Origin of the sequence: Mycobacterium riyadhense, from assembly GCF_963853645.1 — a bacterium.
GTDB classification, from domain to species: domain Bacteria; phylum Actinomycetota; class Actinomycetes; order Mycobacteriales; family Mycobacteriaceae; genus Mycobacterium; species Mycobacterium riyadhense.
On the sequence record NZ_OY970456.1, the window covers coordinates 264,549 to 282,981 of the forward strand.

General features: G+C 64.8%; 16 protein-coding genes and 1 pseudogene. 8 read left to right on the forward strand and 9 right to left on the reverse strand.

The genetic code is table 11. From position 1 onward, the window contains the following. Nucleotides 1-11: 11 nt before the first annotated feature. Complete coding sequence (gene oxc, locus AADZ78_RS01145; protein ID WP_085252344.1) at nt 12-1,718, reverse strand: oxalyl-CoA decarboxylase; 1,707 nt, start codon at nt 1,716-1,718, stop codon at nt 12-14. A 198-nt stretch (nt 1,719-1,916) separates the two neighbouring features. Here oxc and AADZ78_RS01150 point away from each other — a divergent pair, with 198 nt between their 5' ends. Then, nucleotides 1,917-3,467, forward strand: a complete 1,551-nt coding sequence (locus AADZ78_RS01150; RefSeq protein WP_085252363.1) for a FadD7 family fatty acid--CoA ligase — start codon at nt 1,917-1,919, stop codon at nt 3,465-3,467. Nucleotides 3,468-3,473: 6 nt separating this feature from the next. On the opposite strand, the gene AADZ78_RS01155 is transcribed toward AADZ78_RS01150, so the two are convergent. From AADZ78_RS01155 to AADZ78_RS01165, 3 genes are all read right to left on the reverse strand, one after another. Then, the gene (locus tag AADZ78_RS01155) at nt 3,474-3,941 is read right to left on the reverse strand and encodes a DUF2231 domain-containing protein (protein WP_085252343.1); all 468 of its coding nucleotides are present in this window, start codon (nt 3,939-3,941) and stop codon (nt 3,474-3,476) included. Between the two features lie 6 nt (nt 3,942-3,947). Beyond that, a complete protein-coding gene (locus AADZ78_RS01160; protein WP_085252342.1) occupies nt 3,948-6,095 on the reverse strand; it encodes an elongation factor G-like protein EF-G2 in 2,148 nt (715 codons plus the stop codon). 119 nt (nt 6,096-6,214) lie between these two features. Next, nucleotides 6,215-6,622, reverse strand: a complete 408-nt coding sequence (locus AADZ78_RS01165; protein ID WP_085252341.1) for a TIGR03668 family PPOX class F420-dependent oxidoreductase — start codon at nt 6,620-6,622, stop codon at nt 6,215-6,217. Nucleotides 6,623-6,658: 36 nt separating this feature from the next. Between AADZ78_RS01165 and AADZ78_RS01170 the strand changes: the two genes are divergently transcribed. From AADZ78_RS01170 to AADZ78_RS01190, 5 genes are all read left to right on the forward strand, one after another. Then, on the forward strand, nt 6,659-7,120 hold the full coding sequence (locus AADZ78_RS01170; protein WP_085252340.1) for a nuclear transport factor 2 family protein: 462 nt from the start codon (nt 6,659-6,661) through the stop codon (nt 7,118-7,120). 121 nt (nt 7,121-7,241) lie between these two features. Beyond that, nucleotides 7,242-8,294 (forward strand): S1C family serine protease, encoded by a 1,053-nt coding sequence (locus AADZ78_RS01175; protein ID WP_085252339.1) that lies wholly within the window; start codon nt 7,242-7,244, stop codon nt 8,292-8,294. An 84-nt stretch (nt 8,295-8,378) separates the two neighbouring features. Beyond that, complete coding sequence (gene treS / locus AADZ78_RS01180) at nt 8,379-10,175, forward strand: maltose alpha-D-glucosyltransferase (protein WP_085252362.1); 1,797 nt, start codon at nt 8,379-8,381, stop codon at nt 10,173-10,175. Continuing rightward, nucleotides 10,172-11,545 (forward strand): maltokinase N-terminal cap-like domain-containing protein, encoded by a 1,374-nt coding sequence (locus tag AADZ78_RS01185; RefSeq protein ID WP_085252338.1) that lies wholly within the window; start codon nt 10,172-10,174, stop codon nt 11,543-11,545. The genes treS and AADZ78_RS01185 overlap by 4 nt, the downstream gene beginning before the upstream one ends. Nucleotides 11,546-11,581: 36 nt before the next feature. Next, nucleotides 11,582-12,262, forward strand: coding sequence for a YoaK family protein (locus AADZ78_RS01190; RefSeq protein ID WP_085252337.1), 681 nt, complete (start codon nt 11,582-11,584; stop codon nt 12,260-12,262). 67 nt (nt 12,263-12,329) lie between these two features. Here AADZ78_RS01190 and ag85C read toward each other — a convergent pair whose 3' ends face one another. The 3 genes and pseudogenes from ag85C to AADZ78_RS01205 all read right to left on the reverse strand — a co-directional run bounded on the left by ag85C (nt 12,330) and on the right by AADZ78_RS01205 (nt 15,188). Continuing rightward, complete coding sequence (gene ag85C, locus AADZ78_RS01195) at nt 12,330-13,394, reverse strand: diacylglycerol acyltransferase/mycolyltransferase Ag85C (protein ID WP_085252336.1); 1,065 nt, start codon at nt 13,392-13,394, stop codon at nt 12,330-12,332. 169 nt (nt 13,395-13,563) lie between these two features. Further along, nucleotides 13,564-14,382 (reverse strand): ABC transporter permease, encoded by an 819-nt coding sequence (locus tag AADZ78_RS01200; protein WP_085252335.1) that lies wholly within the window; start codon nt 14,380-14,382, stop codon nt 13,564-13,566. Then, nucleotides 14,372-15,188: pseudogene (locus AADZ78_RS01205) on the reverse strand (ATP-binding cassette domain-containing protein). Before AADZ78_RS01205 ends, AADZ78_RS01200 begins: the two are co-directional and overlap by 11 nt. A gap of 423 nt (nt 15,189-15,611) precedes the next feature. Here AADZ78_RS01205 and AADZ78_RS01210 point away from each other — a divergent pair. Further along, entirely contained in the window at nt 15,612-16,067 is a 456-nt protein-coding gene (locus AADZ78_RS01210) for a MaoC family dehydratase (protein WP_085252334.1), read from the forward strand. Nucleotides 16,068-16,134: 67 nt separating this feature from the next. On the opposite strand, the gene AADZ78_RS01215 is transcribed toward AADZ78_RS01210, so the two are convergent. Next, nucleotides 16,135-17,430: an acyl-CoA dehydrogenase family protein gene (locus AADZ78_RS01215; RefSeq protein ID WP_085252333.1), complete on the reverse strand. Its 1,296-nt coding sequence runs from the start codon at nt 17,428-17,430 to the stop codon at nt 16,135-16,137. Between the two features lie 167 nt (nt 17,431-17,597). On the opposite strand from AADZ78_RS01215, the gene AADZ78_RS01220 reads away from it, so the two are divergent. Next, nucleotides 17,598-17,921, forward strand: a complete 324-nt coding sequence (locus tag AADZ78_RS01220) for an NAD-dependent epimerase/dehydratase family protein (protein ID WP_204808665.1) — start codon at nt 17,598-17,600, stop codon at nt 17,919-17,921. A gap of 281 nt (nt 17,922-18,202) precedes the next feature. Here AADZ78_RS01220 and AADZ78_RS01225 read toward each other — a convergent pair whose 3' ends face one another. Continuing rightward, nucleotides 18,203-18,430 carry a hypothetical protein gene (locus tag AADZ78_RS01225; protein WP_372510518.1) on the reverse strand — a complete coding sequence of 76 codons (228 nt, stop codon included), beginning with the start codon at nt 18,428-18,430 and terminating at the stop codon, nt 18,203-18,205. Nucleotides 18,431-18,433: the final 3 nt, after the last annotated feature.

Genomic DNA, 18,433 nt, shown 5'->3' on the forward strand with positions numbered 1-18,433 from the left:
GCGGTCTAACGCTAACCCTTCGCCGCGCTGGTGGGGTTCAGGCTCGCGAGGTGTCCGCTTTCTACCCCTGCGGCGGGGTCGAGTTCGCAGTCGATGATCGCGGGGCCGTTCGACGCAAGCGCCTCGGTGAGAGCCGACTCTAGCTCAGTCGGGGTGGTCACGTGATATCCCTTGCCGCCGAAGGCCTCTGCAATGAGTTCGTGCCGAGCCGCGGCGTTGAGCACGGTCGGCGCGGGGTCTTTTCCTGATGCGGCCGCACCGGCCGCGATCTCGTCGCCGCGGTAGACGCCGCCGTTGTTGAGGATGACGACGGTGACCGGCAGCCGGTAGCGGCAGATGGTTTCGATCTCCATGCCGCTGAAGCCGAATGCGCTGTCACCTTCGATTGCGACGACGGGCCGCCCGGTCTCGACGGCCGCGGCGATCGAGTAGCCCATCCCGATGCCCATCACGCCCCACGTTCCGGTGTCGAGCCGGTGTCGTGGCAACTCCATGTCGATGACGTTGCGGGCCAGGTCCAGCGCGTTGGCCCCTTCGTTGACCACATAGACATTCGGATTGCGTTGCAGCACAGTGCGAATAGCGCCAAGAGCGTTGTAAAACCGCATCGGGTGCGGATCGTCGGCTAGCCGCTCCCGCATCTTGCTGTCATTGCGGGCCTTGCGATCGGTGAGCTCGCTCACCCACGCCGTGGGCGTGATGATCGGATGGTTGGCCACGCCGTCCAGCAGGGCGGACATCACCGAACCAATGTCACCGGTCAGTGGTGCCGCGATCGGCCGGTTGCTGTCGAATTCCGACGCTGCGACATCGACCTGAATGAACTTGACGTCCGCCGACCACTGCGGCGACTCTCCATGCCCGAGTAGCCAATTCAGCCGCGCGCCAACCAACAGGACCGCATCGGCGCGGGCTATCGCCAGCGACCGGGCCGCGGCCGCGGATCGCGGATGCGAGTCGGGCAACAGCCCCTTGGCCATCGACATCGGTAGGAAGGGAATGCCAGTCTTTTCGACAAACTCCCGAATCACGTTGTCGGCCTGCGCGTATGCCGCGCCCTTGCCCAGCACGACGAGAGGCCGCTGCGCCCGGGCGAGCACGTCCAAAGCGCGATCGACCGCGTCCGGCGCCGGTAGCTGGCGTGGCGCCGGGTCGACCAGCCGCCAGATAGTGTCGGCAGCGACACGAGCGTCCATGGCTTGGCCGAGCACCTCGCCGGGGATGTCGAGGTAGACACCGCCCGGCCGGCCGGAGATCGCGGTACGAATGGCTCGAGCGACACCACGCCCGATGTCCTCGACCCGGCCGATACGGTACGCCGCCTTTGCAAACGGTCGAGCGGCGTTGAGCTGGTCGATGTCTTGGTAGTCGCCGCGCTGCAGGTCCACGATCGGCCGCTGGCTAGAGCCGGAGATCTGGATCATGGGAAAGCAGTTCGCGGTGGCGTTCGCCAGCGCGGGCAGCCCGTTGAGGAAACCGGGACCGGACGTCGTCAGGCACACGCCGGGCCGCTGGGTGAGGAAACCGGCGGCCGCGGCCGCATTGCCGGCCGAGGTTTCGTGGCGGAAGCCGATGTAGCGGATCCCCGCCGCCTGCGCGGTGCGAGCGAGGTCGGTGATCGGGATGCCGACAACCCCGTAGATGGTGTTGACGTCGTTGGCCTGGAGCGCGTCCACCATGAGGTGGAAGCCGTCGGTCAGTCGCGACGATGTGGTCATGCTCACTACTGTTGTCTGGTCATCGAGGCCGTGTCCAAGACCGGGTCGCTATTCGGCGATTCACGCTGTCTATCGAACGTGATGAGCAGCGGATTCCAGGCTCGATAGCTGCCGGCTATTGGGCGTTAGCGGATGGGTATTGGACGTAGCGGCGAAGTTGGCGGCTGAATGGGAGCTACTACGGAAGGAGCGCACGTGATGACATCAGACGTGATCACCAGCAGCCCACGTATCGCCGATCTGGTAGCAGCAGCGGCGGCTCGGTTGCCGGATGCGCCGGCGCTCGTTGTCACCGCTGACCGCATCGCAATCACCTACCAGGAGTTGATCCGGTTAACCGATGACCTGGCCGAGCAGTTGACGCGGGCCGGCCTCATGCCGGGTGACCGCGTGGGGTTGCGGACGGCCAGCAACGCCGAATTCGTCGTCGGGTTATTGGCCGCATCACGAGCGGATCTGATTGTGGTTCCGTTGGATCCGGCGTTGCCGGTCAGCGACCAGCGCGCCCGCAGCGAGGCTGTGGGAGCCCGGGCTGTGCTCACCGACGGCGAAGGTCCCGGTGATGAGGGAGAGCCGACCGTCCGCTGGTGGCCGATCACCATGGCGGTCGGCGACGCCACGCGCTCGGTCCACTTGGACGCGGCCACGGGACCGAATTCGGTCGTCGCGACGCCTGAGGGGCTGCGGCGCGACGACGCCATGATCATGTTCACCGGGGGGACCACCGGGTTTCCCAAAATGGTTCCCTGGACGCACGGAAACATCGCCAGTTCGGTGCGGGCCATTATTGCCGGGTACCGTTTAGGCCCGCAGGACGCCACCGTCGCGGTGATGCCGCTCTACCATGGCCACGGCCTGATGGCCGCGTTGCTGTCCAGCCTGGCGTCCGGCGGCACGGTGTTGCTTCCCGCCGGCGGGCGGTTCTCGGCGCACACGTTCTGGGACGACATCGACGCCGTTGGCGCCACGTGGTACACCGCGGTGCCGACGATTCATCAGATCCTGCTGGAACGTGTCGGAGCCGAGCCGTCCGGGCGCAAGCGGGCACTGCGCTTCATCCGCAGCTGTAGCGCGCCGCTCACTACCGAAGCGGCGCAGGCGCTGCAGACCGAGTTCGCCGCGCCCGTGGTGTGTGCCTTCGGCATGACCGAAGCAACCCACCAGGTGTGCACGACCGGCCTCGACCAACACGAAAACCCCGCTGAGTCAACCGGTCTCGTCGGCCAATCGACCGGAGCCGAGGTCCGTATCGTCGGGCCCGATGGATCGACGTTGCCGACGGGTGCGGTCGGGGAGATTTGGCTCCATGGCAGCACCGTGGTGCGTGGCTACTTGGGAGATCCGACGATTACCGCTGCGAACTTCACCGACGGTTGGCTGCGCACCGGTGATCTGGGGTCAGTGTCGGCGGCCGGTGACCTGAGCATCCGCGGCCGGATCAAGGAGCTCATCAACCGGGGCGGTGAGAAGATCTCGCCGGAGCGCGTCGAGGGAATCCTGGCCGGCCATCCCAACGTCATGGAGGCAGCGGTGTTCGGCGTGCCGCACCCGATCTACGGGGAGGCTGTCGCGTCGGCAATCGTGCCCCGCGAGACCGCCCCGACGCCGGAGGAACTGACGGCGTTCTGCCGGGACCGGTTGGCGCCCTTCGAGATTCCCGCCAGCTTTGAGGTGACGGCCGAGTTGCCGCACACCGCCAAAGGTTCGCTGGACCGCCGCGCGGTGGCGGAGCAGTTCGGCCGCCGATAACCGCAGTTACTGCGACGTCGCGATGGAGCCCCAAGCGGCGCGGGCACCGGATTCGCCGACGCGGTAGGTCTGCACCAGCGTGGCGGCCGCGGCAGCGATCACCACGACGGCGACCACCACGTGCGCAGCGGATTTCACGGTACGGCCGCGTGCCTGGCGCAGGTGCACGACGGCCAGCACGGTGATGGCGGCCACGAGTGTCGCAATGATGTAGACCAGGGTGTCGCCGAGCTTGGCATGGCTGTCAATTGCGGGTGAGTTCCCGATCTTTCCCGCTAACCACACACCGGAGCTGGTGGTTAGCGGGGTCACGATCAGCGTGATAGCGCTGAGCACCAGAACCAGCCAGATGAGCCTGCCTCGCGCGGCGGGCCACACCGCGCAGAGGATGGCCAGTATCGCTGCCAGCGGTCCCAGGACAACGACCACATGGTTGAGCAGGACGTGCGCCGGAAGCCCGTTGACCGTCGACATGAGTTGCTACGCGGTGGTCTTCACCTTGGCCGCGGCGGATTCGGGCATGGGTTCATAGCGCGCGAACGAACGCGTGAATGACGCGGCCCCGTGTGCCAGTGAACGCAAGTCGATTGCGTACCGGGTCAATTCGACCTGCGGCACCTCGGCCTTGACCACCGTGCGTTCGTGGCCGGCAGTGTCGGTACCAAGTACCCGGCCGCGGCGACCGGACAGGTCACCCATCACCGCGCCGACGAAATCGTCGGGCACCAGCACCGAGATCTCGTCGATCGGTTCGAGCAGGATCACCTTTGTCGCGGCCGCGGCCTCCCGCAACGCCAGCGCGCCGGCCATCTGGAACGCGAAATCCGAGGAGTCGACGCTGTGCGCCTTACCGTCGAGCAACGTGACCCGGATGTCGACCACCGGGTAGCCGGCGTGCACCCCTTTTTCCATCTGGGCGCGGACGCCCTTCTCCACGCTGGGGATGAATTGCCGCGGCACCGCTCCACCGACCACCTTGTCCAGGAACTCGAACCCGGCGCCCTCCGGCAGCGGCTCGACCTCGATGTCGCACACCGCGTACTGGCCGTGCCCGCCGGACTGCTTGATGTGACGGCCATGGCCTTTCGCGTGGCCGCCGAGGGTTTCTCGCAGCGGTACCCGGAGCTCGACCGTGTCCACGGTTACGCCGTACCGATTGGCGAGCGCGTCGAGCACCACGCCGGCGTGCGCCTCGCCCATGCACCACAGCACGACCTGATGGGTCTCCTGGTTCTGCTCGATCCGCAGTGTCGGGTCTTCGGCGGCCAGCCGACCCAACCCCACCGACAACTTGTCCTCGTCGGTCTTGGCATGTGCCTGAATAGCGATCGGCAGCAGGGGCTCCGGCATGGTCCAGGGTTTGAGGACCAGCGGTTCGGACTTGTCCGACAGTGTGTCCCCGGTCTCGGCCCGGCTCAGTTTGCCGATCGCGCAGATGTCACCCGCCACCACGGCCGGGGCCGGCCGCTGCTGCTTGCCGAGCGGGAACGACAGGACTCCGATGCGCTCATCTTCGTCATGGTCGGGGTGGGTACTGCCCGCCCCGTTACCGTCTCCGAAGAACGACGAGAAATGGCCCGACACATGAACCGTCGCGTCCGGTCGGATGGTGCCGGAAAACACCCGCACCAGGCTGACCCGGCCGACGTACGGGTCGGACGTCGTCTTCACCACTTCCGCCAGCAAGGGTGCGTCAACGTCGCAGGCCAACTCGGCATGCGCAGCGCCCTGCGGCGTAAAGACCTCCGGCAGTGGGTGTTCCATCGGCGAGGGAAATCCGCGGGTGGCCACCTCCAGCAATTCCAGTGTTCCGACACCGGTGCTGCTGCACACCGGGATCACCGGGAAAAACGAGGCGCGGGCAACGGCCTTTTCCAGATCCTGAATCAACACCGATTCGTCTATCGCTTCACCGCCGAGGTAGCGCTCCATCAACGACTCGTCCTCGGACTCTTCGATGATTCCCTCGATCAGCCTGCCGCGCGCCTCCTCGATGTGATCGGCTTCCGACGGGTCCGGGAGCCCCTCGATCCGGTTGCCGCCGGAGTACGTGTACTGGGTTTGCGACAGCAACCCGATCAGGCCGTCACCGGTGGGCAAGTACAGCGGTAAAACCTTGTCCCCGAACGCCTCTTGCGCGGCGGCCAGTGCCTCGGGGTAGTTCGCCCGAGCGTGGTCGAGTTTGGTCATCACCACCGCTCGCGGCATGCCGACCTGGCTGCATTCCTGCCACAGCGACTTGGTCGGCTCGTCGACGCCCTCGTTTGCCGCGATCACGAACAGCGCACAATCCGCGGCGCGCAACCCGGCGCGCAGCTCACCCACGAAGTCGGCGTACCCCGGCGTGTCGACGAGGTTGACTTTGATGCCGTCGTGCGACAACGAGGCCACCGCGACGCCAACCGAGCGCTGTTGCCGGATCTCGGCGTCGTCGAAGTCGCAGACTGTGGTGCCGTCCACGATCGAGCCCGGTCGAGACAACACCCCGCCCGCGACCAGCAGGGCCTCGACGAGGGTGGTTTTGCCGCCACCAGATGGGCCCACCAGAACCACGTTGCGAACGGATTCCGGACCGTCCGCGGTGGGAGCTGCTCCCGCGCCCTGGGAAGCACTCGCTCTGTCGGCCATGACTATCCTCCAGTTCCCCCGGGGCAGTGCGCACGCGGTGTGCTCCAGCCCACAGGACGCAGTAGCAACTTTTCCCCCAACCGCCGCACAACACAAGGCCCGAGCCGATATCGCCCATGTCAGGCGTGCCAGCTGGACCAGCGGCGTACGGCGACCGCGATTACCGGCCCGTCCAACGGAACCGATTGGTACTGAGGGTATTTGGCGCGCAGCAGCCGGTATCCGGTGTGCATCACCTCGCCGTCACGATGGATCGCGGCGACGCCGTCGACCCGAATCCACCACAATTGCGTCCAGTCATCGGCGTAGTGGTCGACGAGCACGCTGGCCTGGGGACTGGTCTCGATGTTGGTGAGGCGGCGCAGCCGTCGTGTTGTTTTCGGCTTGGCGTCGACGGCGGTGTAGACGACGTCGTGGTCGAGGGCAAATACCACTGGAACAAGGTGCGGCATGCCGTCGGGCGTGATGGTGGCCAGTCGCGCCACCGGAGACTGTGCGAACCTGACCTTCGGGTCGAATTCGGCCACCGGGTCAGCTTATGGCCGGCGGGATAGGTTTACCGCATGCTCGCGGAGACGCAGATCACCAATCTCCTGTATCGCTATGCCGAATGCATCGACGGCGGCGACTTGGCGGCGGCGGCCGCGCTCTTCGAGCACGCACGGATCCGGATCGGTACGGACGAAACCATTGACGCGGCGCGGCTGCTAGGCATCTGGAAGTCGTTGATTGTGCTCTATCCGGACGGGACGCCGCGTACCAAGCACCTGGTCAGCAACCCGATCGTCGAGGTCGACGAGGACGCTGGCACCGCACGTTGCCGCAGTTACTACACGGTGCTACAGCAAACCGAAGAGTTTGCGCTGCAGCCGATTGTCGCCGGCCGCTACCACGACCATTTCGAACGCGTCGAAGGCCAGTGGCGCTTCTCGTATCGGGACCTCACCCTCATCGACATGGTCGGCAACCTCAGCCACCACCTCAGGCATCCGATTACGCCGGCCCCGCCGGCATCCGGGGCTTGACGGGGGCTCACTAAGCGACTTCGATCGCGATCTGGACTACGGTGGATAGATAAAGTTACGCCGCCCGGACCCCAGGGGCTGGGACTATTCCGACTCTTACCCCGACGCAGGAGGTTACGGGATGAGCAAATCGCGCCACCGTTCGCTCAGGTGGACATGGTTGGTGGCCGCGCTTACGGTGCTCGGCTTTGGTCTGGCCACGCCGCCGGTGCCCGCGCAGGCAGCTCCGGTCAAGAACTTCCCGGCGCTGCCACTCGACCCCGTAGCCGCCGTCGCCCAGGTGGGCCCGCAAGTGGTCAATATCAACACCAAACTGGGCTACAACAACGCGGTGGGAGCCGGTACCGGTATCGTGATCGATCCTAACGGCGTCGTGCTGACCAATAATCACGTGATCTCTGGCGCCACCGACATCAGCGCGTTCAGTGTCGCCGACGGCCGAACCTACGGCGTCGACGTCGTGGGTTACGACCGCAGCCAGGACATTGCGGTGCTGCAGCTTCGTGGTGCCGGTGGCTTGCCCAGCGCCGCGATCGGTGGTGGGGTCACGGTGGGCGAGCCGGTCGTGGCCATGGGCAACACCGGTGGCCAAGGCGGAACGCCACGTGCGCTGGCCGGCAAGGTCGTTGCAGTCGGCCAGACCGTGCAGGCATCCGATGCCCTCACCGGCGCCGAAGAGACGCTGAACGGGTTGATCCAATTCGACGCCGCGATCCAGCCCGGCGACTCGGGTGGGCCGGTCGTCAACAACGCCGGGCAGGTGGTCGGCATCAACACGGCCGCCTCGGAAAACTTCCAACTGTCCCAGGGCGGGCAGGGCTTTGCCATCCCGATAGGTCAGGCGATGTCGGTCGTTGGCCAGATCCGGTCTGGCGGTGGTTCGCCCACCGTGCACGTTGGACCAACGGCCTTCCTCGGCCTCGGCGTTGTCGACAACAACGGCAACGGCGCAAAGGTGCAACGCGTAGTAGGCAGCGCTCCCGCCGCGTCCGTCGGGATCTCCAACGGCGACGTGATCACCGCCATCGACGGTGTGCCGATCAATTCGGCCACCGCGATGTCGGATGCGCTCACACCACACCACCCCGGGGACGTGGTCTCGATTAGCTGGACATCCAAGTCAGGGGTTGCCCGCACCGAGAACGTGACCTTGGCGGAGGGGCCGCCGGCCTAACTTGCCCAGCCGCAGGCCAATTCGTTTGGCGCCGGGCGTGATTCCGATAGTCGCACCTCGGGTACCCATGGCATCGTGGATTTGATGAACCACGAGGGGGACGCCTTCAGGCAGGATCCGGAGCACCATCCCGCAGCGGGCAGTCATGTCGAACGAGGCGTGGTCGAGCACCCGACCGCCGAGGACTTCGGCAACGCCGCGATCTTGCCCGCCGACCCGACCTGGTTCAAGCACGCGGTGTTCTACGAAGTATTGGTACGGGCGTTCTTCGATGCCAGTGCGGACGGTTCCGGTGACCTGCGTGGACTTATCGACCGGCTGGACTACCTGCAGTGGCTCGGCATCGACTGCATCTGGCTGCCGCCGTTCTACGACTCACCGCTGCGTGACGGGGGCTATGACATCCGGGACTTCTACAAGGTGCTGCCCGAATTCGGCACCGTCGACGACTTCGTCGCGCTCGTCGACGCCGCACACCGGCGCGGCATCCGGGTCATCACCGACCTGGTGATGAATCACACCTCCGAGTCGCACCCATGGTTCCAGGAGTCTCGTCACGACCCTGACGGACCCTACGGGGACTACTACGTCTGGAGCGACACCAGCGAGAAGTACACCGACGCCCGGATCATCTTCGTCGACACCGAAGAATCGAACTGGACGTTCGATCCGGTCCGCCGCCAGTTTTATTGGCACCGGTTCTTCTCTCACCAGCCGGACCTGAATTACGACAACCCGGCGGTGCAGGAGGCGATGATCGATGTCCTGCGTTTCTGGCTCGGCCTGGGCATCGACGGGTTTCGTCTGGACGCGGTGCCCTACCTGTTCGAACGGGAGGGCACCAACTGCGAGAACCTGCCCGAGACGCACGCCTTCCTCAAGCGGGTCCGCAAGGTGGTGGACGACGAGTTCCCGGGCCGGGTGCTGCTGGCCGAGGCCAATCAGTGGCCGGCCGACGTGGTCGAGTACTTCGGCGAACCCAGCACCGGCGGCGACGAATGCCACATGGCCTTTCATTTCCCGCTGATGCCGCGCATCTTCATGGCGGTGCGTCGGGAGTCGCGGTTTCCGATCTCGGAGATCCTGGCGCAGACGCCGCCGATCCCCGATATGGCGCAATGGGGAATCTTCCTGCGCAACCACGACGAGTTGACCCTGGAGATGGTCACCGACGAAGAGCGCGACTACATGTACGCCGAGTACGCCAAGGATCCGCGAATGAAGGCCAACGTCGGCATCCGCCGCCGATTGGCGCCGCTGTTGGAGAACGACTTCAATCAGATCCGATTGTTCAATGCGCTGCTGCTCTCGCTGCCCGGCTCGCCGGTGCTGTATTACGGCGACGAAATCGGCATGGGTGACGTCATCTGGCTGGGTGACCGCGACGGGGTCCGGATTCCGATGCAGTGGACACCGGACCGCAACGCCGGATTCTCCACCGCCAACCCGGGCCGGCTCTACCTGCCGCCGAGCCAAGACCCGGTCTACGGCTACCAGGCCGTCAACGTCGAGGCGCAACGCGACACCTCAACATCGTTGCTCAACTGGACCCGCACCATGCTCACGGTGCGGCGCCGCCACGCCGCGTTCGCCGTCGGGTCATTCGACGAATTGGGTGGGTCCAACCCGTCGGTTCTCGCGTTTGTGCGAGAAACCCGAGCCAACGACGGTGCGGAGCGTGACGTGGTGTTGTGTGTGAACAACCTGTCGCGGTTCCCCCAGCCGATCGAACTGAACCTGCAGCAGTGGAACAACTACACGCCGGTCGAGCTGACCGGGCAGGTGGAGTTTCCGCGTATCGGGCACCTGCCGTATCTACTGACACTTCCAGGACACGGGTTCTACTGGTTCCAGTTGTCCGCATCCGAGGAGGAGCAATGACCCGTCTAGGCGAGCTGGCCTGGTCAGACTGGCTTCCGCAGCAGCGGTGGTATGCCGGACGCAACCGCGAACTATCGGCCGCCGCGCCCGGCCTGGTGGTGCAGCTGCGAGATGATCTGGACCTGGTGTTAGTCGACGTCAGCTATACCGACGGCTCCGCGGAGCGGTACCAGGTCATCGTCGGGTGGGATTCCGAGCCGGTCTCCGAGTACAGCGCGCTGGCCACCATTGGCTCCGCTGACGATCACACCGCTTTCGACGCGCTCTATGACGGCGCGTCCGCCCAGTATCTGCTGTCGCTGATCGATTCGTCGGCGGTCCGTGGCTCGGCCGAAGGCACGTCGGACGCCAAGGTGACGTTTGCCAGGGAGCCAGACGTCGAGCTACCGCTGGACGCGTTTCCCCGAGTTTCGGATGCCGAGCAGAGCAACACCAGCGTGATCTTCGATCGCGCGCCGGCGGCCATCTTCAAGGTGTTCCGCCGGGTCAGCCGCGGCATCAATCCGGATATCGAGCTCAACCGGGTGCTTGGCCGGGCCGGCAACCCGCATGTAGCCCGGCTGCTGGGCAGCTATGAGATCGCTTGGCCGGATGGCGGTGCAGGTCCTGACGCGGTGTGCCCGCTGGGTATGGCGACGGCGTTCGCAGCCAATGCGGCCGAAGGCTGGGCGATGGCCACCGCGAGCGTTCGTGACCTGTTCGCCGAAGGCGATCTTTACGCCCACGAGGTCGGCGGCGACTTCGCCGGCGAGTCCTATCGGCTTGGCGAAGCGGTCGCATCGGTGCACGCCACCCTGGCCGACCGCCTCGGAACGGCGCAGGCGGAGTTTCCGGTGGACCGTGTGCTGGCCAGGCTGTCGAAGGCCGTGGCGGCGGTGCCCGAACTGAGGGAGTACATCACCACCCTCGAAGAACGATTCGGCAAGCTCGCGGGCGAAACGATCACCGTTCAGCGGGTGCACGGGGATCTGCATCTCGGACAGGTACTGCGCACTCCGGAGAGCTGGCTGCTGATCGACTTCGAAGGTGAGCCTGGTCAGCCCCTCGCCGAACGGCGAGCACCCGATTCGCCACTGCGCGACGTGGCCGGCGTATTGCGCTCGTTCGAATACGCCGCCTACGGGCCGCTTGTGGACCAGGGCACCGACAAGCAGCTGGCCGCTCGCGCCCGGGAATGGGTCGAGCGCAACCGCACCGCGTTCTGCGACGGCTATGCGGCCGCCTCCGGCGTTGACCCGCGAGATTCGGCGTTGCTACTGGCCGCATACGAGCTCGACAAGGCCGTCTATGAGACGGGCTATGAGTCGCGGCACCGGCCGACGTGGTTGCCGATTCCGCTGCGGTCGATCGCCCGGCTGACCGCCGCCTAGCCTGCGCGGGCCGCGGGTGTCTGGAAGCATGCTCGTGTGCAAAAAGAGATCTACGACAGTGAGGCGAGGTTGTCCTGGGTGCTGGCGGGACTAGCCGGCGTATTGGGCGCAACCGCATACACCCACTCCGCCGGATATTTCGTGACCTTCATGACCGGCAACGCGCAGCGCGCGGTGCTCGGCGTCTTTCGCGACGAGGTGTGGCTGTCGATCACCGCGTCGTTGCTCATTGTGTGCTTCCTTGCCGGCGTGGTGATCGCATCGGTGTGCCGGCGGCATTTCTGGGTCGCGCATCCGCACGGGCCGACCGTGTTGACCACGTTCTGTCTGGTGTTCGCCACCGCCCTGGACATCGTCATTGGCGGCTGGGAAGAGGGCATGGTTGATTTCGTGCCGATCCTGTTCGTGGTCTTCGGTATTGGCTCGTTGAACACGTCTTTCGTCAAAGACGGTGAGGTGTCGGTCCCGTTGAGCTATGTGACCGGCACCTTGGTCAAGATGGGCCAGGGTATCGAGCGCCACATCGCCGGCGGAAGAGTGGAGGACTGGCTCGGCTACTTTCTGCTCTACGCCAGTTTCACCGTCGGCGCCGCTGCCGGTGGCGTCATCAGCGTGGTGGTCACCGGATCCCAGATGTTGGCCGTCGCCTCGATCATCTGCGCGGCGACGACGGGCTACACCTACTTCCACGCCGACCGGCGTGGTTTGTTGAATTAGTCAGCGGGAAAAAAACATCGGCAGCAGCGCTGGCCGTTGCGCTGCTGCCGATGCTGGCTGGGTTATCTCAGGCGGGTCCTACCGGGGTGAGGGCTGGTGCCGGGGCGGCCGGGGCGGCCGGGGCGGCTGGGGCGGCTGGGGCGGGTGCGGCGTTGAGCACCTGCAGGATGTCGGGCTTCATGGCAACCAGCTGCTGGTTCCAGTAGGGCCACGAGTGCGTTCCATTGGTCGGGAAGTTGAACACGCCGTTGCGTCCACCCGAGGCCTGGTAGGTGTCCTTGAAGGTTTGGTTGGTGCGCAGCGTGAGGCCTTCCAGGAACTTCGCCGGCATGTTGTCGCCACCCAAGTCGCTTGGTGTGCCGTTACCGCAGTAGACCCAGATCCGGGTGTTGTTGGCCACCAGGCGCGGAATCTGGACCATGGGGTCGTTGCGCTTCCAGGCCGGGTCACTGGACGGGCCCCACATGCTGTTGGCGCTGTAGCCGCCCGAGTCGTTCATCGCCAGGCCGATCAGCGTCGGCCACCAGCCCTCGGAGGGGTTGAGGAAGCCCGACAGTGACGCTGCGTAGGGGAACTGCTGTGGGTAGTACGCGGCGAGGATCAGGGATGAGCCGCCGGACATCGAAAGCCCCACTGCCGCATTGCCGGTCGGCGAAATACCCTTGTTGGCCTGCAGCCAGGCGGGCATTTCCCGGGTCAGGAAGGTCTCCCACTTGTAGGTGTAGTTTTGGCCGTTGCCCGTCGAAGGCTGGTACCAATCGCTGTAGAAACTGGACTGGCCGCCCACGGGCATGACCATCGATAGGCCGGACTGGTAGTACTCCTCAAAGGCCGGGGTGTTGATGTCCCAGCCGCTGTAGTCGTCCTGTGCGCGGAGGCCGTCGAGTAGGTAGACGGCGTGCGGGCCGCCACCCTGAAACTGGACCTTGATGTTGCGGCCCATCGACGGTGACGGCACCTGGAGGTATTCCACCGGGAGGCCCGGCCTGGAGAATGCTGCCGCGGTCGCCGAACCGCCAACGGCACCGACGAGCCCGGTCAACAGGGCAGCTCCGACGGCCGCGATAGCCAGCCGGCGCGGCGTACCGATCGCTGCGCAACGCAACCGCCGCATCTCTTTCAAGAACGACATAGTTCTACCCATCCCAACTTTCATCGTCTCTTGGTGCCGTGCACCGCGGTCGAATCCGTTCTGGGGGAGTGAAACACAGCCGGGTGCTGTGTTCGGTCTGTCGCCTCCGGGACGAGACGTCGCAGTTGGCTAACGATTGAGTGTCGGCGCGGAATCGGCCTGCTTGGCCTTATCGAACCAGCCGGCGCAACAGTGCTGACGCGGCCGATATCCCCAGTACGGCCGCGATTACCAGAACGGCGATATCCAACGGGTTGAAGCGGGTGCCGATCAGCAACGTCCGCAGCGCGTCGGCCTCGTAGCTGAGCGGGTTGACCGTGCTGAGCCCTCGCAGCCATGCGGGCATCGCCTGGACCGGGTAGAGCGTGTTCGATGCGAAGAACAACGGCATGGTGATGATCTGGTTGATCCCCATCAGGCGATCGCGGCTACGCAACAGTCCGGCGAGCGTCATCGACAAACAGGCAAAGAACGCAGCGCCGAGCACAACGATCACTATCGCCGCCAGCAGTCGGAGCGGATTCATGGTCAGGTGCACGCCAATGAGATAGGCCAACACCAGCACTGCGGCGGCCTGGGGTACTGCCCGCGCACCCGCGGCCGACACCTTGCCGGTGACCAACGCTGACGCTGGGGTGGGTGTCGCCATCAGTTTGGCCAGCATGCCGGCGTCTCGATCCCAAATGACTTGGATCCCATAGAAGCTCGAGATGAACAAGGCCGACTGGGCGATAATCCCCGGCACCAGATAGTCGAGATAGGACACCGATCCGGTGTCTATGGCGTGGACCCGGCTGAAGGTGGTACCGAAGATCAGCAGCCACAGCATCGGCGGCACCATCCGGCTGACGAGTTGGGTGCGGTCGCGCCGAATTTTCTGCCGTTCGACGAGCGCGAACGTTCCAATGCCCGCCACCATGCCGCGGGCGCGGTGACAGCCATGCGGAGCGCGGACGATGATCGGGTGGGCGGCTTCCTCAGCTGACACGGCGGATAAGCCTTCTGCGGGAACGGACTTCACGACGACCGTCCGCGGTGGTCGTCGTCGAGGTCCGAACCAGCGTAATGCCGGAATACGTCCTCGAGGGTGGCGTTCGGCGCTACCGTGGACTTCAATTCGGCGGGCGTTCCGACCGCCCGCAACCTACCTTGGTGCATGAGTGCGACCCTGTCGCAAAGCGCCTCCACCTCCTGCATGTAGTGGGTCGTCAGCAGCACTGTCATGCCGAAAGCCGCCTGCAGCTGTTGCACTTGGGCCCAAACATTTTCACGAGCTATCGGATCAAGTCCAACGGTCGGTTCGTCCAGAATCAGCAACGACGGGCGGTTGACCAGGGCCTGCGCCAGCTCCAACCGGCGCACTGTGCCACCGGAGTAGGTGGCGGCGGGCCGGTCGGCCACGTCGAGCAGCTGCATCGCAGCGAGTGACTCGTCGACGCGGTCGGAGCGAAGGCGGCGCGGCACGCCGTATAGCCGCGCGAACCACTGCACGTTCTCTCGCCCTGTCAAAAGGGGCTCGACCGAAAGCTGCTGCGGCACGTAGCCGATATTGCAGCGAATGTCCAGGCCATGGCGGCGGGCGTCCAGACCTAATATGCGCAATTCGCCGTGTTGTACCGGAGCCAACGTGGTGAATAAACGCACGACTGTGGACTTGCCAGCGCCGTTCGGGCCGAGCAGAGCCATGAACTCGCCGGGCCGTACCTGCAGTGTCAGTTCGTCGACCGCGGTGAGCCGGCCGTAGCGGTGAATCAGATACCGGCAGTCGATCGCCATCGGAAGTGAATCGCTCATGAGTGCCGTTCTTGCAGCGTTAGGACCATCGTGTCGAGGACGGCCAATCCGTCAGTCAGGACAGCGATTTGGCGGTAGTCAATCTGAAAGCGGCATATCCACCACGGGCGGTTCGTTGCCATCCTTGGCGTCAGCCTTAGTTCTGGGATCCGCCAGTGTCGGCTAGCTGGATGGGGCTGTGGTGGATTACCGCTTCGCGATCAAGTGTTCGGGAAATTGGCGTGCCCTGCTATCCCACAGATAGCCGGCGACAGTGGGAACCACGATTCCGCTGGCGGGAGGATCACGGCCGTCCTCCAATTGGGGGACAGTGGACCCGCAGCCGTCGCGACGACCGGTCATATGCACATCGGCGTCGGTAAAGTCGATCGAGATCCCTGTCGGCAATCAGCAGCAACCGCCTGGGTTCTATGCTTACCTCTCATGCGCACCTTCGAGTCGGTAGCCGACCTCGCCGCCGCCGCCGGCGAGACCATTGGGCAAAGCGACTGGGTAACCATCACTCAAGCGGACGTCAACCTGTTCGCCGACGCGACCGGCGACCACCAATGGATCCACGTCGACGCGGAACGAGCGGCCAAGGGTCCGTTCGGCAAGACCATCGCGCACGGCTTCATGACGCTGTCGCTGCTGCCGCGGCTGCAGCACGACATGTACACCGTCAAGGGCGTCAAGCTCGCAATCAACTACGGTCTTAACAAGGTTCGCTTTCCCGCGCCGGTGCCGGTGGGCTCTCGGGTGCGTGCGAATAGTTCGTTGGTCAGCGTCGATGATCTCGGCAACGGGTCCGTACAAGCGACGGTGTCGACCACCATCGAGGTCGAGGGGTCGCCCAAGCCGGCCTGTGTAGCCGAGAGCGTCGTCCGCTACATCACGTGAGCCCGGCGAGCAGACGCAAAAGGCCCCCAAAATGGCCATTTTGGGGGCCTTTTGCGTCTGCTCGCCGTCAAAACTCGGCGATCGCGTGTTCCAGGCGCTCGGCCAGCCGAGCTTCGGCCTCCGCCCGTCGTGTCGGTATGTGCTGGGACGGGAAAGGCGTTGTGATGGGCTGGTATTCACGCAGTGTGCGGCGGGCTACCGTCATCTTGTGCAGTTCGGTGGCCCCGTCGGCGATCCCCAATGATTCGGCGGCCACCATCATCTTGACGAACGGCATCTCGTCGGAGACGCCAAGCGCACCGTGCAGATGCATGGCCCGTTGTACGACGTCGTGGAGCACCTGCGGCATCGCGACCTTTACCGCGGCGATGTCGCGGCGCACCTTCTGGTAGTCATGGTGCTTATCGATCAACCATGCGGTGCGCAGCACCAGCAGCCGGAACTGCTCGATCTGGATCCAGCTGTCGGCGACCTTTTCCTGGGTCATCTGGAGGTCGGAAAGTCGCCCATGTCTGGTCTGCCGAGACACCGCTCGCTCGCACATCATGTCAAATGCCCGGCGCGCCAGCGCAATCGAGCGCATCGCGTGATGAATACGGCCGCCGCCAAGCCGGGTCTGCGCGATCATGAAAGCCTGGCCCTCGCCGCCCAGCACGTGATCGGCGGGCACGCGAACGTCGTTGTAGCGCACGTACCCGTGGCTGGCATGCTTGCCGGACTCTGCCCCCACGCCGACATTGCGCACGATCTCGATGCCCGGCGTCTCGGCCGGAACGATGAACAGCGACATCCTCTCGTATGTGTGGGCCTCGGCGTTGGTGACGGCCATGACAATGAAGAACGACGCGTGCTTGGCGTTGGTGGAAAACCACTTCTCCCCGTTGATGATCCAGTGATCGCCGTCGCGTGTTGCGGCGGTGACGAACAATCCCGGATCGGAACCGCCCTGCGGTTCGGTCATCGAATAGCACGAGGTGATCTCGCCGTCGAGCAGCGGACGCAGGTAGCGGGCCTTCTGCTCGTTGGTACCGAACAACGCCAGGATCTCGGCGTTCCCGGAGTCCGGTGCCTGGCAACCGAACACCGACGGCGCCCAGCGAGAGCGGCCCAGGATCTCGTTGAGCAATGCGAGCTTGACCTGCCCGAAACCCTGCCCACCGAGTTCGGGCCGCAGATGCGCGGCCCACAGCCCCTGGTCCTTCACCTGCTGCTGCAACGGCCGCAGGATCGCCATCATGTCGGCGTTCTTCTTGTCATAGGGGTCGAGGGCGACCAGATCAAGCGGTTCGAGCTCGTCGACCATGAACTTTTCGACCCAGTCCAGCTTCGCCTGGTATTCCGGGTCTGTTTCGAAGTCCCACACTTCTCGGCTGCCGTTCCCCGGCGCACCGTTGCACCGGCTTCGTGAATCGCGTCACACCATCGTAAGCGCGGCGGCAAGTTGGGAGTTTCAGGGTTTTCCTTCGCGACGGGAAGGGCATATCTGCGTTGCGGTGTGCCAGGTATCCGGGGACGACCCGGCAGAAAGGAATGCACCGTGGGAGAATCATCGTTGTCGGCGGCACCGGGCTGATCGGCTCCAAGATCGTGACAAGGCTGAGCGAACAAGGGAGCGAATCCGTTGCGGCCTCACCGAAGTCCGGGGTCAATGCCGTGACCGCTGTGGGACTGGTCGACGCGCTCACCGGGGCAGACGTTGTCGTCGATGCATCCAATACGTCGTCGTTCGACGACAAACCCGCGATCGAATATTTCGCGACCTCCACGATGAACCTGCTAGGCAATCGCCGATGCCGCTACCGAAGACGCCACGGTGCGGCTGCCGGACGCGCTCGTCCAGCCCACAGACGCTAGCGATCTCGCGGACCTGGTGGTTGACGTCGCAATGGGCCAGCCCCTGAACGGCATCGTGGAGGTGGCAGGCCCCGAGCAGTTCACCCTCGATGAACTCATCAGCGAAGTCCTCAACGCCAAACACAGCCCACGAGAGGTCGTCGTCGATGCGCATACCAGCTACTTCGGCGCCCCGCTCGACGAGTCCACGCTGCTACCGGGAGATGGCGCCGTGATTACCAGCACGTCGCTGGACGACTGGATCGCACATCGTCTCCCGGGATGTGCAGGCGCTGGTCGGCTTACAAGAGACGCTGTGCCAGTAGCTGTTTGGCCATTTCCGCGCCCTTACGACTGTCGGCTTGCGCTTTGCGGAACAGGTCGGCCACCTGCTGGTCGCCGTCTCGTTCGGCGTCTGCGATGTAAGTCTCCAGCCGTAACGCGTTCTCCAAGCATTTTTCCGTGTACCAGATCAGGTCGTAGGTCTTGTCGCCGGTTCCAGTCACTTGACCTGTATCGGTGATGCTCACCGT